Genomic DNA, 16,164 nt, shown 5'->3' on the forward strand with positions numbered 1-16,164 from the left:
ATCAAGCCGCCATCAAAGTATGGCCGGGATCGGGGTCGCGTGATGCTATCCGGGGGGCGTGTCGAGGTCCAAGTCACACATGAGACGCATCCGTAACATAGCGGACGGCGCTCAACGCGCCGTCCGCCGTGCCGCTTCGCGGGCCGCATCGTCACCGGACGGGGTTGGATGGTCCGGCTCCTCCTCAGCCCGCTTCGCGGGCCGCATCGTCACCGGACGGGGTTGGATGGTCCGGCTCCTCCTCAGCCCGCTTCGCGGGCCGCATCGTCACCGGACTAGGTGGCCTTGAAGTCGTCGGGGGACACACTGTCGAGGAATTCCTTGAACTTCTCCACTTCGTCCTCACGCACCGCGCTGGTGGGTTCCTCGTCGCTCTCGTCCGGAATCAGCAAACCCGCCTCGGCGAGCACGGCCTCCTCGACGTAAATCGGCACGCCGACCCGCAGCGCGATGGCCACCGAGTCCGACGGCCGCGCCGACACTCTGATGTTGCGGTCGAAGATCAGGTCAGCGTAGAAGGTTCCCTCCTGCAAGTCGACGATCCTCACCTCTTTGAGGGTATGGCCAAGGGCGGCAATCACATCGCGGATCAAGTCATGTGTCAGCGGACGGGGCGGCTCGACACCCTGCTGCTCCAGGGCGATGGCCGCGGCCTCTGACTGGCCGATCCAGATCGGCAGATACCGGTCACCGTTTGCTTCGCGCAGCAACAGCACCGGCTGGTTCTGCGGCTGCTCGACGCGAATGCCGACCACGCGAACTTCACCCATGTGTGTCTGCCCTCCGCACGTGCCGTCATGTCCGACTCGACCTGGCGTGGCGTCATGGGACTACGAGACTCAGCCCGCCGAACACCAAGCTCTCGAACGAAGTCTAATCCTCAGCGGCGAAGAACGTCGCGTACGGCCGACTTGATCAGCGCGGTGTGCAAGGTGATCGCCAGCGTCGCCACCTCACGTGCCAAGTCGTCGGCGCGGTCGCGTGCACCGGCCTTGCCGGCCTTGACCACTGGCCCGGCGATCTGAGCGATGAGGTCGGACTGCCGGTCAGCCGCCGAGCGGAATGCCCGCAAGTGCCGCGGCTCGACGCCGTAGTCGGCCAGCGCCCGCGCGCACTGCAAAATGACGACCGCGTGCTCGTCGAAAAAACCGCCCGGCGCGGTGGTGATCACGCCCGCCTTGATCAGCGCGGCCAGCAATTCGCCGTCGACCCCTGAGCGTTCCAGCAGGTCTTCCCGGCTGAGCCGGATTTGAGTCGGGGCCACCGACGCGGTGTCTTCCGTCGCCGCGGTGCCTGTGATTGACACCAATCGCGGTACACCGTAGGGCGATCCGGAAGGCGGCAGCTCACCATCGGGCAGGGCATCCAGCTGCGCCTTGATCACCTTCAGGGGCAGGTAATGGTCCCGCTGGGCGGTGAGGATGAAGCGCAGCCGGGCGCAATCGTAGGCGGTGAACCGCCGATATCCCGACGCGGCGCGCTGCGGCGTGACTAACCCCTCGGCCTCCAGAAACCGAATCTTGGAGATCGTGATATCCGGGAACTCCGGCCGCAGCAGCTCCAGCACCGCTCCGATCGACATCCCGGTCAGCGCGGGCGTGTCAGGCGCGGTCACGGGCTAGCGGATCCCCCATCCTGGCTGGGCTTGGGACCGGTCAAAAACACCAAGCGAAACTTCCCGATCTGGACTTCGTCGCCGTTTGCCAGCACGGCCGAGTCGACCGGCTCGCGATTGACATACGTGCCGTTGAGGCTGCCGACGTCGACGACATGGAACTCGTCACCTTCCAGCCGGAATTCGGCGTGGCGGCGACTTACGGTGACATCGTCGAGGAAGATGTCGCTGTCGGGATGCCGGCCCGCCGACGTGGTCGGTTGATCCAGCAGGAACCGGGATCCTGCGTTCGGGCCCCGCTTGACGACCAGCAGCGCCGAGCCAGCGGGCAGCCCCTCGACCCCGGAAACCGCGGCGTCGGCGCCGGCCTCGGCGGGTGCCTCCAGTTCGTTGAGGAAGTCCGAGCGGAAGACCGATGTCGTCTCCACGGTGACTTCATCAGAGTTCTGGTCGTTTTCCTTCTCCGTCACCGGCTGCTCCTCACTGGCCGCTGTAGCGTTGTCTGACCGGCCCGCGGGTCCGGTCTTCGGCCGCTTTTCCCTCGTTGTCTCGACCGTACCGCGCACCGGTGCCCGATGTGCCAACCACTGCAGGATCACCGGACCCGATGTCCGGCTGCAGCCCGGGGACTGCCCCATGCGTGCGGTCGCCACGGTGAGCGAAGGGGACCTTAACAATCGTCATTCGGTCAGCGTCCCGCGGTAGGCGTCGGCGTCGAGCAGCGCGGCGAATCCCTGTTCGAGGGTCTCGCTCCCGTCGACCTCAAGGTCGAGCAACCAACCCGCACCGTACGGGTCGGAGTTCACCAGTTGCGGGCTGGATTCCAGATCTTTGTTGACGGCAATCACTTTCGCTGAGACGGGTGCATAGAGGTCCGAAACCGACTTGGTGGATTCCACCTCACCGAAGGATTCGCCCGCGGTTACGTCGGTGCCGACCTCGGGCAACTGCACGAAGACGACGTCGCCGAGCGATGACTGCGCGAAGTCGGTAATCCCCACCCGCACGGTAGTTTCCCCGGTGCGACGTACCCATTCGTGCTCAGCGGTGTAGTGCAGATCGGGCGGGATTTCGGTCACGGTGGTCCTGTTCTAGTCGGCGTAACTTATTTGACTGCCTGAGCGTATTGGCGTGGTTTTGGTTGTCGCAAGGCGGTGACGTCGATGCGATCCGACTGTTGCACCGACATTCGGCCGCCCACGCGTTTGATGCTGTCTACCGCACCACCGGGGATATTCATCGCTGCCGCCAGCGTTGGTGGATCACCAACGGCCAGAACCGAATACGGCGGAGACAGGGTTTTCCCGTCGATGGCCAGCGCGCCGGGAGCGCCGAGTATCCAGGTGTCGACACCGACACGCAGCGCCTGGTGCGCGTCGTTGATCTCGATGGCCTCGGCGCCGGCGGCTCGCAGCTCGTTGATCACATCGAGCATCGCCTCCGGCGCGACACCCGGACCCGGGTCGTCGATTCTGACGCTCACGCCGGGGCCGGTGGCACCGACGGTACCCGCCAGAATGGACAGTGCCGCGAGCCTGGCCCGGGCGTTGTCGATGGCGGCCTGGTTGCTACTGCCCGATGCCTGTAACGAGCTCAATGTCTGCTGCAAGTCGGTGACTTCGGTGTTCAGCGTGGCCTCACGCCGGCGCAGCGAGTCCAGCAGCACCAGCAGATCGGCAGGGCGGGCGGTTTCCAGCGAATCACCGGACTCGTTCTGGCGAACCTGGGTGACGATCGCCACGCCCAACACAAAGCACAGCAGGATCGCCAACCCGCCGAATACCAACTGTGAACGGCCCCGGCGCAATACGCCGCCAAGGTCGGATCGCCGCAGCCACCCGAGCTTGGGCCGTGGGTAGTCCGGCGGCAATTCGTGGCGTCCGTGCAGCGCGGCTGCCTCAGCCTGGGAGTCGTGGTGTTGCTCGGCGTTGCCGCCGCCACGTGCTGCCGGTTGGTCAGTCATCGCTGTCAAGCCCCGAACAGCCGGCGCCGCAACGCGGCGGTGTTACCGAAGATCCGGATGCCCAGCACCACGATGATCGCGGTCGACAATTGCGTTCCGACGCCAAGTTGGTCGCCGACGTAGACGATGAGCGCGGCAACGAGCACGTTGAACACAAACGACACCACGAAGACCTTCGGATCGAAAATCCGCTCCAAATAGGCTCGCAATCCACCGAACACCGCGTCGAGCGCGGCGACCACGGCGATGGGCAGGTAGGGCTGGATGACCTCGGGCACGCTGGGGTGGAAGACCAGGCCCAGCACAATGCCCACCACGAGCGCCGCGAGGCCGATCATGTCTGCCCGGCCTGTGCCGTCGCGTTTGCTGGTTTTGATGTCATCGGAATTCCCGTCGGTGTTCAGGGCCCAAACTGCTTGGCGAACTTAACATCCCGCGTGGCACCGGCAGGCAGCGCCAGACCGTCGCCGACGCTGACGGCCACACCGACACCGTAAGAGACCTCCAGCAGCCGGAGCCGATGCAGACCCGGGCTGCGGTCGAAGAGCTCGCGCATGGCATGCGGCGGGCCCACTGCCAGGATCGTGTACGGCTTGGTGATCGGATTATTGTCGACGAGGATCGCGCCGCCCGCCTGTCGGACCGTGACATTGGGTCCGATCCGCACACCGCCGACCGCGACGGCCTCCGCGCCGCTGGCCCATAACGAGTTGACCACTAGCTGCAGGTCGCGGTCGAGGATGATTTGCCGGCCGCCGGCCACCCGCTGCTTGGAGACGTCGGACAGATTCGGGCCAACACCCGGGTCGGTCACCGTCACGGTCAGACCCGGACCGATGACCGGCGTGCCGGCCGATGCCGACTCCAGCTTGTCGAGGTTACCGAGTAGCCGCCGCCCTTGCCCGTCGGCGACCAATGCGCGCCGCTGCACATCGTCGACGTGCGCGGCGAGCGCGTCGCGGCGCGCGGTGAGCTGGTTGGTGGATGCTTCCGCCGCACGCACACTGGCGGCCAGCACCTGCTGGGCCGCGCTGACGCCGGGGGCAACCGAGCGGGCTTGCGCGACGGCGGCGGCGAACACCGCGGCCACCAGCAACGCCGCCGCCGCTTGCCAGACCCGTCCCAAGACGCGGGCCCGGCGGGTCGGTGGCGTGGTGGCGCGGGCACGTTCGGCGGCCGCCGCAGCGTAGCCGGGATCGAGGTGCTCGGAGAGCAGCGCACGCAGTAGCGACGGCACGGGGATGAGCTGCGGTCGCCCGGCCTCGTGTGCGCTGCGGCCCGCCTCGGGGTCGTAGCCGCCCAGCGAGGGGTCACCCATCGTCTGTGCTATCCGCTGACGGCGCCCGGACCCTGGGCATTCGGCGCATCACAAGCACAACCTGTACCAGATACATAACGAATGCCCACAGATACACATACAAACCCCAGATCAAAAACGCCCACCCGCACGCCAGTACCACCCGGCTCCACAACGCATGCGACTGTCCCAGCAAAATCAGCGGAAAACCTGACATCAGGCCGAACGTCGCGGCCTTGCCGATGTAGGTCACCGGCAGCGCCGTCAGCCCGCGGCTGCGCAACAGCGGCAGGGTCGTGGCCAGCAGCGCATCGCGTGCCAGCAGGGTGCCGATAACCCACCACGACACGATCCCGCGCAGGCCGAACGCGATCGGCACCGTCACCATGTAAAGCCGGTCCACCGCGGGATCGAGCAACTCGCCCAACCTTGACGCCTGATTCAGTAACCGCGCGATCTTGCCGTCGGCCCAGTCGGAGCCACCACTGAAAATCAGGATCGCCACCGCCCAGCCGTCGGCGTGCGCCACCAGCAGGACATAGAAGAACGCAGGGATCAGCGCCAGCCGGATTACGCTCAGCACGTTGGGCACCGTCAGCACGCGGTCGCGTGCGGGCCCCGGCTTCATGTGGCGTGACCTTAAGGCAACCCGGGCTACCGGAAGACCCCGGGCAGGCTCAGCGCGGACAGCGTGTCGTCGGCCAGCGGGTTGTCGCGGACCATGTAGGTCCACGTCGACGTCGGGCGGGCCAGCTTGGACAGATCCACGCCCGGCTCGTCCTCGATGGCCGGGGAGGTTTCGAACGTCTGCTGGGCCGCCTCGATCGCGTCGGCGGCTAACGACGCGAATGCGTCGACCGCCATCCGGTGGAACTCGTCGAGTGGATTCTGCCGGCCCAGGGCACGCAAGTGGATGCTCTCCCGAATATCGGCGAGATAGGCCAGGTGATCGGCCCAGCCGCGGTCGAGGTGATAGAGCATGATCAGCCGGCAGATCTTTTCCAGGCGGTCTTCGGACAGCTCCTCGGCCAGCTCGGCGTAGCGCTTGGGTGACAGTTCGGCCAGTTCCTTGCGGGCGGTGTCAGTGCTGAGCAGCGCGTTGCGCCGCTCGACGATGATCGCCCGCTGCTGGGCGATCAACTGGTTGTAGCGCCACGTGTTGGCGTGGATGTCGAGAAGCTTGCCCTCGGCGACACGCTGGGCATGGTCGAGCAGGCCGGCCGCCTTGGGGCTGGTGATCCGGCCGTTCTCGTCGGTGGCCGTCGGCAGTTTGCGCTGCTCCAGGTTGGCGGTGACGACGTCGTCCTCCCAGCTGGCGAAGAACACCGACGAGCCCGGATCGCCCTGGCGGCCGGCCCGCCCCCGCAGCTGGTTGTCCAGCCGCTCGGTGTGGTGCCGGCCGGTGCCCACCACGTGCAGCCCGCCTAATTCCGCGACCCGGTCGTGGTCGGCTTCGTCGGACCCGCCGAGTCGGATGTCGGTGCCGCGCCCGGCCATCTGGGTGGACACCGTGACCGCGCCGAATTTGCCGGCCTCGGCGATCACCCGTGCCTCCTCGGCGTCGTTTTTGGCATTGAGAACCACCGCGGGAACCCCACGGCGCAGCAGCCGTTCGTGCAGGTCCTCGGACTCGGCCACGTCGCGGGTGCCGACCAGCACCGGCTGGCCGGTCTCGTGCACCTCGATGATGTGCTCGACGATTGCGTCGTTCTTGGCGGCGGCGGTGATGTAGACCCGGTCGGCCTCGTCCTCGCGGATGTTGGGCTTGTTCGGCGGAATCGGTGATACACCAAGCTGGTAGAACTGGCGCAGCTGCTCACCGGCGGCCAGCGCGGTGCCGGTCATCCCGCACACGGTCGGGTAGCGGTTGATCAGTGCCTGCACCGTGATCGTGTCGAGCACCTCACCGGTTTCGGTGGTTTCGATACCCTCTTTGGCCTCGACGGCGGCCTGCAGTCCGTCCGGCCAGCGCTGCAGCTGCGCGATGCGGCCCCGCGAGGCGTTGATCAGGTGCACGGCGTCGTCGCGGACGATGTAGTGCACGTCGCGCTGCAGCAGCACATGGGCGTGCAGAGCGACGTTGACCTCGGTGAGCGTGGTGCCGACATGCTCCTCGGAGTACAGGTCGATGCCGCCCAGCGCCTTTTCGATCTTGCGGGCACCGGTCTCGGTGAGGTGGACGTTGCGGTTGTCGACGTCGGTGTCGTAGTCCTCGCCGGGCTGCAGTTCGCCGACCAGCCGGATGATTTCCAGCCGCGGGGTCTCCCGGTGCGTGGTTCCGGCCAAAACCAGCGGCACCAGCGCCTCATCGACGAGCACCGAGTCGGCCTCGTCGATCAGCGCGACGTCGGGGTCCGGCGATACCAGGTCGGCGACGTCGGTGACCAGCTGGTCGCGCAGCACGTCGAAGCCGATCTCGTTGACCGAGGCATACGTGACGTCGCACGTGTAGGCTGCGCGGCGTTCGTCGGCGCTCGATTCAGCCGTGATCCAGCCGACAGTCAAGCCCAGCGCCCTGATCAAAGGGCCCATCCATTCGGCGTCGCGGCGAGCCAGGTAGTCGTTGATGGTGACGACGTGCACATGCCGGCCGGCCAGCGCATACCCCGCCGCGGCGATCGCCCCGGCCAGGGTTTTGCCCTCGCCGGTGGCCATTTCGATCACATCGCCGGCCAGCATCCGCAGCGCGCCGAACAGCTGCACGTCGAACGGGCGCAGGCCGGTGGACCGCTCGGCGGCTTCCCGGGCGATCGCCAGGAACTGCGGGATGTCGGCGGACTCGGCGAGATCGTCGAGCCTGAGCAGCTGAGCAGCCTTACGCAGTTGCTCGTCGTTGAGACCGGCGGCTTTCTCGTCGTATTCGGCCGACGCGCGGACCTGGGCCAGGGATCGGGATTGGTTCTTTTCCGTGCTGGCGCCCAGCAGCCGCCAGAATCGGCTGCTCAGGCGGCCCGGCTGAGCGGCGGTGGTCTTGGGCACAGAACAACGGTACGCGCGACGTCGCCAGGGTGAGCGGGCGCGTCTGCACGCGACACGCCGGTCGCTGGCGGGCAATTGCGCCCGCTCGCGGCCAAAAACCAGCGGTCAGGCCAAATTCGATCGACGGGGGTAGGCGACCGTGGGATCGGTGAGGACGTTGACCACGGCGGGCAGCCCGCAGCCGAACGCACGTTCCAGAGCCGGGCGCAGCTCGTCGGGCGTCGACACCAACTCTCCGTGGCCGCCCAGCACGCGGGCCATCTCGTCATAGCGAGTGCCCGGCCGAAGTTTAGCCACCACCGAATAGCCGTACAGGGCCTCCATGGGGTGTTTTTCCAACGCCCAGATCCCGTTGTTGCCGACCACCGAGACGACCGGCACACCGTGACGAACCAGGGTGTCCCACTCCATGCCGGAAAACCCGAACGCACCGTCGCCTTGCAACAGCACCACCTGACGCTCCGGCCGGGCCAGCTTGGCGGCCAGCGCGTAGCCCGGGCCTGAGCCAAGGCAGCCGAACGGGCCGCTGTCGAGCCAGGCACCCGGGACATAGCTGTCGATCATCCGGCCGCCGTAGGAGCCGAAGTCGCCGGCGTCGATCACGACGATCGCGTCACGGTCCAATAGCGACGCCAGCTCGGCATACACCCGCATCGGGTGCAAGGGCACCCGGTCGTCGGCCAGCTCGGCGCGTTCAAGGTCACGCGCAGCGGATTCCGCCGTCCGCAGCAGACCAATCCAGTCCTCGTGCTCATGCCCGCTCGCTTCGGCAAGTGCCGTCATGGTGGCCGCCAGGTCGCCGTAGAGCCCGGCTGCGATCGGACGCGAATGCTCGCGGTCCGGTTGGACGCGGTCAGCCACAATGAGCTGGGTCTGCGGCCCGAACACCGCGCCGAAACCCAGCCGAAAATCCATCGGCACCCCGACGACCACCGCAACGTCGGCTTCTCCCAACGCTTTTGAACGCACTCGCGAGAACGCCAGCGGGTGGTCGGCGGGCACCGCGCCGCGCGCCATCCCGTTCATCAGCACCGGTATGCGCCGCTCCTCAGCCAGACGCAGCAGCGCGGCCTCGGCGTGGCCCCACCACACGTTGGTGCCTGCCATGATCACCGGGCGCTGCGCTTGAGCCAGCAGGCGGGCGGCGCGGTCCAGTGCGTCACCGTCCGGCGGCGACGGCGCCGGAAGGTCGGTCAGCGCGCCGGGGCCGCCGTCGTCGTCGCACGGCGAAAACACGTGGTCCATCGGGAAATCGACGAATGCCACACCTGAGGGGGCGGCCAGCGTTGCGCGCAGCGCGTCGTCGACGAGTCGTCCGCAGTCGTCGGCGGACTTCGCGGTGGCGGCAAACTTGGCCAGTGGCGCCACGAACGGCACATGGTCGATCTCCTGCAATGACCCCATGCCCCACCGCGCCGCCGGCGCTCGCCCGCCCAGCACCAACAGCGGCGACTGGTTTTGCTGCGCGGCCGCCATCGCACTCATCCCGTTGGTGACGCCGGGACCGGCGGTCAACGCTGCCACTCCCGGTACCCGGGTCACTTTCGACCAGCCCTCGGCGGCGAACGCGGCGGTTTGTTCGTGACGGGTGTCGATGAGCCGAATTCCCTCGCTGTGACAGCCGTCGTAGATGGAAAACAAGTGCCCACCGGACAGGGTGAACATCGTGTCGATCCCGCTGGCCCGCAACCGGCGGGCAATGAGCCGGCCGGCATGCACGGTAGTCGGCGCGTCGCTACTCACCCGGCGAGCCTAACCGTAGCTCCGGTAACTTCGCGGGAAAGTTTCGTCGAGCAGAGGTCGGATCGTGGAACTGTTCAAGCCCTCCATTGATTGGGGTCATGCCCTGGTGGACTCGATGTCCTGGGTGGCGGAGGCGTGGGCGGTCAGCGCGGTGTGTGTGATCGTCGTGCTGGTGGTCCTGCGGTTTGTCACCCCGTGGGGTCACCAGTTCTGGCGCATCACCGGTGACTATTTCACCGGCCGGCACAGCATTCGGGTCTGGCTGATGCTGGGCGTGCTGCTGCTGTCGGTCGTGCTTGCCGTGCGCCTCAACGTGCTGTTCAGCTACCAGGCCAACGACCTGAACTCATCGGTCCAGACCGCTGTACAAGGCATGGCAACCGGTAATCAGGCGGTGAAACGCTCTGGGGTGCATGGCTTTTGGATGTCCATCCTAGTGTTCAGCGTGATGGCGGTGCTGCACGTGCTGCGGATCATGCTCGATATCTACCTGACCCAGCGCTTTATCGTGGCTTGGCGAGTCTGGCTCACCGACCGGCTGACCGGCGACTGGCTAGGCGGGCGGTCTTACTACCGGGGCCGCTTCATCGACGCCACCATCGACAACCCCGACCAGCGCATCCAGCAAGACATCGACGTGTTCACCGCCGGGGTCGGGGCTACCCCCAACGTGCCATCGAACGGCAGCACCAACACCCTGCTGTTCGGGGCGGTTGACTCGGTGCTGTCGGTGTTTTCCTTCACCGCCATTTTGTGGAACTTATCCGGCCCGCTGACCGTGTTCGGCGTGCACATACCCAAAGCCATGTTCTGGGTGCTCATCTTCTATGTGTTCGCGGTGACCGTCATCGCATTCCGGATCGGGCGCCCACTGATCTGGCTCAGCTTCCGCAACGAGCTCACCAACGCCGCGTTCCGCTACGCGCTGGTGCGCGTGCGAGACGCCGCCGAGGCGGTCGGGTTCTACCGCGGTGAGCGCGCCGAGCGGGTGCAGCTCGGCCAGCGGTTCCGGCCCATCATCGACAACTACCTGCGATTCATCAACCGCACCATCGGCTTTTCCGGATGGAATCTGTCGGTGAGCCAGGCGATTGTGCCGCTGCCTTGGGTGCTACAAGCGCCGAGGCTGTTCTCCGGACAGATCAAGTTTGGTGACGTCACACAGACCGCGACGGCATTCAGCAGCATCCACGACGGCCTGTCCTTCTTCCGCAACGCCTACGACTCGTTCGCCAGCTACCGAGCCGCGATCATCCGGCTCAACGGCCTGGTCGAGGCCGACCAACAAGCCCGTGAGCTGCCCGAGATCCTTACCACACCCAGCACCGACGACGGCGTCGACATCGAGGGCGTCGAGGTGCGCACGCCGGAGGGAGACCAGCTCATCGATTGCCTCGACGTGCACCTGTCGGCCGGTGAGGCGTTGGTGATCACCGGGCCGTCCGGAAGCGGTAAGACGACGCTGCTGCGCAGTCTTGCCGAGTTGTGGCCTTACGCCTCGGGGACGTTGCGGCGGCCTGATGCCGCTGACGAGACGATGTTCCTCTCACAGTTGCCGTATGTGCCGCTGGGCGATCTGCGTGCGGTGGTGTCCTATCCCGCCTCGCCGGGTGACATTCCCGACAGCGCGCTGCGCGACGTGTTGGTGAAAGTGGTCCTGCCGCACCTGGTCGACCGCCTCGACGAAGAGCAGGACTGGGCGAAGGTGCTCTCCCCCGGCGAACAACAGCGTGTGGCCTTCGCCCGGGTGCTGTTAACCAAGCCCAAGGCGGTGTTCCTCGACGAGGCCACGTCGGCGATCGATGAGGGACTGGAGTTGGCGCTTTATCAGCTGCTGCGCAACGAGTTGCCGGACACCATTGTGGTCAGCGTCAGTCACCGCAGCACTGTCGAGCCGTATCACGATCATCGCCTGCAGCTGCTCGGCGAAGGCCGCTGGCGCCTGAGCCGGGTCGAGGAGGAGCCGGCGCCGGTCTAGCCGCGGCGCCGGGTCGCCGCATCAGCGCGAGCAGACGCAAAATCGCCCTAAACCGCCTGTCGCAGCGCGATTTTACGTCTGCTCGCGCGCGGCCGCCGCAGCATGGGCGCCCGCGCGGCGGCCGAAGAACGACCCCTCACCAAGCTGGGTGCCGCTGGCGTATCCCTTGCCGTCCTGGGCGATATTGGATGCGCACGCTCCGACCGCGTATAAACCGGGGATGACGGTGTCGTCATCGCGCAGCACCTGACCATCGACCGACGTCGACAGCCCGCCGAGGGTGAACCCGGCATACATCGCCTTGCCCAGCGACAGGTCGAACGCCCCCCACGGCCCTTTGTCTTGCGGGGCAAGGAATTCCGGCTGCTTGTGAAAGTCCGGATCTTCACCGCGAGCCGCGAACTCGTTGTAGCGCTCCAGCGTCGCAACCAGATTGCCCTCCGGGATGCCCAACGCGGCTTCCATCTCGGCCACGGTCTCCCAGCCGTCGATCAACGGCACCAGCGGTACGTGCGGACGCTGCAGGTGCGCCTCGTCGACGATCAGGAACGCCACGCTGTCGGGCTGGTCCATCACGAAACCCGAAGTGCGCGAATGGTAGGAGTCTTCGGCGACGAACCGCTTGCCGAACTTGTTGACGATGATGCCGGTCAGCAGGATCGCCGGCGGGTACGCCGGCGCCGTGATGAAGACCTGCTCCATGTGCTCGGTGGCGCCACCGACCGACATCCCTAGTCGGATACCCAGGCCGTCGTCGTAGGTATTACCCAGCACGAACGGCTTTTCGGCCAGCTTCGGCGTGTAGGCCGCCACCATCGCCTTGTTCATCACAAAGCCACCCGCGGCGATGATCACCGACTTCGCCTTAACCGCACCGGTTTCGGTGAAATGCTTCCACACCACGCCGGTCACCGCGCCCGAGCCGTCCACGACCAATTGCGTCGCGCCGGTCTCGTAGCGAATCTCTACACCGAGGCTCTCGGCGCGTTTGAGCAGCAGGTCGATCACCAGCTTGGCACCCTCGGTGTCACCGGGCACCGGCACCTTGTGGCCGCGCGGCGCCGGTACCGCTCTTTCGAAGAACGGCCACACCTTTTCGTTGCCGGTGTACATCAACCCTTCGGTGTTGGGCTGGATCACCGCCTTTTCCGGATAGAAGCTGCGTTCGAACTGAAAACCCAGACCTTCCAACCAGTTGAAGTGCTCGACCGAGCCGTCGCAATAGGCGCGAATCTTCTCGTAATCAGGGTCGCGCGACACCGCGACAAGATATTTGTACATCTCGTCCGGCGAATCCGGATGCCCGGTCGCCTGTTGCACCGCGGTCCCGCCGCCGAGGTAGAAGTGTCCGCCGGCCATGGCGGTGGTCCCGCCGGCTGCCGCGGCCCGCTCCAACACCAGCACCCGGGCGCCGGCGGCCGCCGCGCTCACCGCCGCGCAGCCACCGGCGATGCCGAAACCGATCACCACCACGTCGACGTCATCCGACCACGAGGTCACCTCGTTCGCGTTGACCGCTGCCGGGATTTGGGTGCTCATTGGCGCCGCTGCTCCTGTTTCACGTAGTCGAAAAACGCCCGGATCTCCTCGGAAACATGCGCGATCTCCACGAACGGCACGCCCGCGTGCGGCGCCGATACGTAGGCGAACCGCATCCCGCCGGGCATTAACCCCTCTTGTGCGACGGCCGCCCCGTGCGCGGTGGCCGCGTCGACCATCGCGTCGAACTGGGCGGGGGTTTTCGCCTCGACGCAGACGTGGTGCAGGCCCGGTCCGCTGTCCCGCAAAAAGTCACTATAGATGTTCGGCCCGCGGACTGGCTCGAGCAGTTCCACCTGCATGTCACCGAGATAGCTCAGCGAGATGTTGGCGACGAAGTCGGCGGGCTGCCCGCGGTAGCGGCAGCTGTCCGACGCGAAATGCACCTCGGGCAGCCGAACCCATTTGCGGACACCTAACATGCCGGTAAGGGCCTTTTCCGTGGCATCCAAGTCGGCGGTAACCCAGGCGATCTGTACTGGCGATCCGGCGTGCAGGCTCATCGACTGGCAGGATAGCCCAGTCCGGCGCCCCGCAGACATTCGTTGCCGCAGGCGGCCGCCCGCGGCATTCCCAATGCCGATGAACAAGTTCTAATTCGCGCCCGCAACGGCCTCATGCCAGGTCAATACGCCGACCAGCACGCGGACCTGGGTATCGAAGATCGCTTCGGGGTCGGTGAGGGTGCCGGCACCGTAGCGCCCGAACACCTCGAGGTTGATCGCACCCACGATGGCGGCCCACAACAGCAAACACTCGGCGATGACGCGATCGTCGCCCGGAAACCCGAAGTGATCGCGAATCCGTTGAAAGTCCGACGACATCGGCTGCGGCGCAGCGTGATCGGTCAACATGATATCGCCGGTTGCGATCCCGGCGGCAACAGCGTCGAACAACGCGCCCAGCACCCGGGTGCTCGGTCCAACCGTCCGCTCCCCCGGTGCCTGATAGCCAGGCACCGGGCTGCCGTACAGCAGCGCCCACCTGGCCGGGTGCGTCAGAGCCCATCGACGTACCGCATGCGCGATCGCGAGGACGTCGTCACTCCACACCTCAGCCATCGCGTCACGGGCCGCCTCGACCGCATCGGCCAGGTCGTTGTAGGCGTCGATGAGCAGCAACGTCAGCAACTCGTCGCGGCTGGCCACATATCGGTACACCGCCGAGGACACCATGCCCAGCTCGCGGGCGATCGCGCGCAGCGAGAGCCCGGCCGCCCCGTGCTCGACCAGGTGGCGGCGACCCAGCTCGACGATTTGCGCCTCGATACGCTGCCGCGAGACGTGCCGCGTGCCCACATGGCCTAGTGTGACACGAAACGAGAACGGTGCTCTTGATTTCAGGTCTTCGGCGCGACGCCCGGCCGTTTGCTGCCCATCGTGGCCACGCCGACGTCCTCGCGGACTTGCTGGGAAGCGGCGACCCAGGACACCGCCGCCGGGAACTGCCCCCACCGACTGTTGAATACCCCGACGATAATTGCCGAGCCGGAAGTGGGCGTGATGTACACCGGCCCGCCGGAGTCGCCGTTTTCACTGACGATGCCTTCGGACATGGTGAACCAGCCGTTGTTGACTCGCTCGACTGTGCCGCAGCTTTCACCGGTGACGACGCCGAAGTGGCAGACGGCCTGCCCGGGGCGCACCACCAGAGCAGGATCTGAGCCCAGCACCCGCCCGCCGGGCAAGATGTTGTTCGCGGTCACGTCGTCGGCCAGCACAATCGCCTCATAGTCGGCGATCTGCTGGTCGGCCGCGACCGTCGACCCGTTGGGTGTGTTGTTCCGGAACGTCGCTTGATTGCCGATGACGTTGCCGTCCTTGTCGGTGACCGGGCCATGGCCGTGGCAGTGCCCGGCGGTGAAGGCGACGCGCAGCGCCGGATCGACATAGCCCAGTGTGCACAGGCGGGTGTCCTGGTGGATTTCCATGCCGGGAAACACCAGCGGCGGATCGGCGCGGGCTACCTGTGGCGCCGGCCATGCCGACAGTGCCGCGGCGGTGAGCGTCACCGCGAACGCAGAGAGTGCAGCCCGGCGCACATCGACTCCGATCCGTCGGCGGCCGGCACAACCCCGGCCGAAGGTAGTGGCTGTGCAGACCATCGGCGCAGCGCTTCAAGACGTTACCGGCTTGCGGGCGGCAACGAGGCGCGAGCCCGCAATTCGGCGGCGCTCAGCTTCTGCTTACGACGCGGGTTGCCAGCCGGGTGGTCCGAACACGTAGCCCAGTCGATCCCGCAGCCGGGTCGCCGAACGCACATCGCGGACGATCGCGACGTACTCGTAGGTCTGCAGCTTCCAGATATTGAAGGTGTCGACTTGCTTGGTCAGCCCATAGTGCGGCCGGAACAGCTCAGGTTGGAACGTGCCGAACAGCCGGTCCCAGATGATAAAGATGCCCCCGTAGTTCTTGTCCAGATATTGGGGGTCCATGCCATGATGCACGCGGTGGTGTGACGGGGTGTTGACGACGAATTCGATCGGCCGCGGCAGCTTCCCGATCCGTTCGGTGTGCACCCAGAACTGATAGATCAGGTTCACCGAGAAGCTGGCGAACACCATCCAAGGCGGAATTCCCAACAGCGGCAACGGAATCCACATCAGGATCTCGCCGCTGTTATTCCACTTTTGGCGCAGTGCGGTGGCGAAGTTGAAGTACTGGCTGGAGTGATGCGACTGATGCGTGGCCCAGATCAGCCGAACCCGGTGAGCCATCCGGTGATAGGTGTAATAGAGGAGATCGACGCCAAGGATCGCGATCATCCACGTGTACCAGCGGGTCGCCGGGAGATGCCAGGGCGCCAGATAGGTGTAGATGGCGGCGTAGCCGAGCAGCGCCAAAAACTTCCAGCCCGCGGTGGTGACCAGCGACACCAGGCCCATCGAGATGCTGGCCCAGGAATCCGGGGCAAGGTACGCCCCGGAGGGCGGGCGCTGCGCCTTTTCGAGGTGTTCGAGCTTGCGCGCCGCGGACCACTCCACGATCAGCAGCACCAGGAAAAACGGTACCGCGAAGAGCACCGGATCGCGCATTTGTGCCGGCAGCACA

The 16,164-nt window shown here is 66.2% G+C and carries 16 protein-coding genes; 1 reads left to right on the top strand and 15 read right to left on the bottom strand.

Annotation, left to right across the window (positions count from 1 at the left end):
• Positions 1–275: 275 nt before the first annotated feature.
• From MHEC_RS11690 to MHEC_RS11735, 10 genes are all read right to left on the bottom strand, one after another.
• Complete coding sequence (locus tag MHEC_RS11690) at positions 276–770, bottom strand: bifunctional nuclease family protein (RefSeq protein WP_003921798.1); 495 nt, start codon at positions 768–770, stop codon at positions 276–278.
• A 110-nt stretch (positions 771–880) separates the two neighbouring features.
• Positions 881–1,615 (bottom strand): transcriptional regulator FtsR, encoded by a 735-nt coding sequence (gene ftsR / locus MHEC_RS11695; RefSeq protein WP_048892494.1) that lies wholly within the window; start codon positions 1,613–1,615, stop codon positions 881–883.
• Complete coding sequence (garA, locus tag MHEC_RS11700; RefSeq protein ID WP_048892528.1) at positions 1,612–2,085, bottom strand: glycogen accumulation regulator GarA; 474 nt, start codon at positions 2,083–2,085, stop codon at positions 1,612–1,614. Before garA ends, ftsR begins: the two co-directional genes overlap by 4 nt.
• 210 nt (positions 2,086–2,295) lie before the next feature.
• Positions 2,296–2,694 carry a glycine cleavage system protein GcvH gene (gene gcvH / locus MHEC_RS11705; protein ID WP_048892495.1) on the bottom strand — a complete coding sequence of 133 codons (399 nt, stop codon included), beginning with the start codon at positions 2,692–2,694 and terminating at the stop codon, positions 2,296–2,298.
• A 26-nt stretch (positions 2,695–2,720) separates the two neighbouring features.
• Positions 2,721–3,578, bottom strand: a complete 858-nt coding sequence (locus tag MHEC_RS11710; RefSeq protein ID WP_048892496.1) for a DUF881 domain-containing protein — start codon at positions 3,576–3,578, stop codon at positions 2,721–2,723.
• A gap of 5 nt (positions 3,579–3,583) precedes the next feature.
• Entirely contained in the window at positions 3,584–3,916 is a 333-nt protein-coding gene (locus tag MHEC_RS11715) for a small basic family protein (protein WP_003921790.1), read from the bottom strand.
• 62 nt (positions 3,917–3,978) lie between these two features.
• Positions 3,979–4,896 (bottom strand): DUF881 domain-containing protein, encoded by a 918-nt coding sequence (locus MHEC_RS11720; protein WP_048892497.1) that lies wholly within the window; start codon positions 4,894–4,896, stop codon positions 3,979–3,981.
• The gene (locus MHEC_RS11725) at positions 4,889–5,503 is read right to left on the bottom strand and encodes a CDP-alcohol phosphatidyltransferase family protein (RefSeq protein WP_048892498.1); all 615 of its coding nucleotides are present in this window, start codon (positions 5,501–5,503) and stop codon (positions 4,889–4,891) included. The genes MHEC_RS11720 and MHEC_RS11725 overlap by 8 nt, the downstream gene beginning before the upstream one ends.
• Positions 5,504–5,529: 26 nt before the next feature.
• A complete protein-coding gene (gene secA2, locus MHEC_RS11730) occupies positions 5,530–7,854 on the bottom strand; it encodes an accessory Sec system translocase SecA2 (protein WP_048892499.1) in 2,325 nt (774 codons plus the stop codon).
• A gap of 105 nt (positions 7,855–7,959) precedes the next feature.
• A complete protein-coding gene (locus MHEC_RS11735; RefSeq protein ID WP_048892500.1) occupies positions 7,960–9,597 on the bottom strand; it encodes an acetolactate synthase in 1,638 nt (545 codons plus the stop codon).
• A 115-nt stretch (positions 9,598–9,712) separates the two neighbouring features.
• Between MHEC_RS11735 and MHEC_RS11740 the strand changes: the two genes are divergently transcribed.
• Positions 9,713–11,575 carry an ABC transporter ATP-binding protein/permease gene (locus tag MHEC_RS11740; RefSeq protein ID WP_048892529.1) on the top strand — a complete coding sequence of 621 codons (1,863 nt, stop codon included), beginning with the start codon at positions 9,713–9,715 and terminating at the stop codon, positions 11,573–11,575.
• A 72-nt stretch (positions 11,576–11,647) separates the two neighbouring features.
• Here the strand turns inward: MHEC_RS11740 and MHEC_RS11745 are convergent, their stop codons facing one another.
• The 5 genes from MHEC_RS11745 to MHEC_RS11765 all read right to left on the bottom strand — a co-directional run bounded on the left by MHEC_RS11745 (position 11,648) and on the right by MHEC_RS11765 (position 16,148).
• A complete protein-coding gene (locus MHEC_RS11745; protein ID WP_048892501.1) occupies positions 11,648–13,114 on the bottom strand; it encodes an FAD-binding protein in 1,467 nt (488 codons plus the stop codon).
• Positions 13,111–13,617 carry a VOC family protein gene (locus MHEC_RS11750; protein WP_048892502.1) on the bottom strand — a complete coding sequence of 169 codons (507 nt, stop codon included), beginning with the start codon at positions 13,615–13,617 and terminating at the stop codon, positions 13,111–13,113. The genes MHEC_RS11745 and MHEC_RS11750 overlap by 4 nt, the downstream gene beginning before the upstream one ends.
• A 90-nt stretch (positions 13,618–13,707) precedes the next feature.
• Entirely contained in the window at positions 13,708–14,412 is a 705-nt protein-coding gene (locus tag MHEC_RS11755; RefSeq protein ID WP_048892503.1) for a TetR/AcrR family transcriptional regulator, read from the bottom strand.
• A gap of 41 nt (positions 14,413–14,453) precedes the next feature.
• Positions 14,454–15,155, bottom strand: coding sequence for an Rv1815 family serine proteinase (locus MHEC_RS11760; protein ID WP_048892504.1), 702 nt, complete (start codon positions 15,153–15,155; stop codon positions 14,454–14,456).
• 144 nt (positions 15,156–15,299) lie between these two features.
• Positions 15,300–16,148 carry a sterol desaturase family protein gene (locus tag MHEC_RS11765; protein WP_048892530.1) on the bottom strand — a complete coding sequence of 283 codons (849 nt, stop codon included), beginning with the start codon at positions 16,146–16,148 and terminating at the stop codon, positions 15,300–15,302.
• Positions 16,149–16,164 lie beyond the last annotated feature (16 nt).

The organism is Mycobacterium heckeshornense, from assembly GCF_016592155.1.
In the GTDB taxonomy this organism is placed as follows: Bacteria; Actinomycetota; Actinomycetes; order Mycobacteriales; family Mycobacteriaceae; genus Mycobacterium; species Mycobacterium heckeshornense.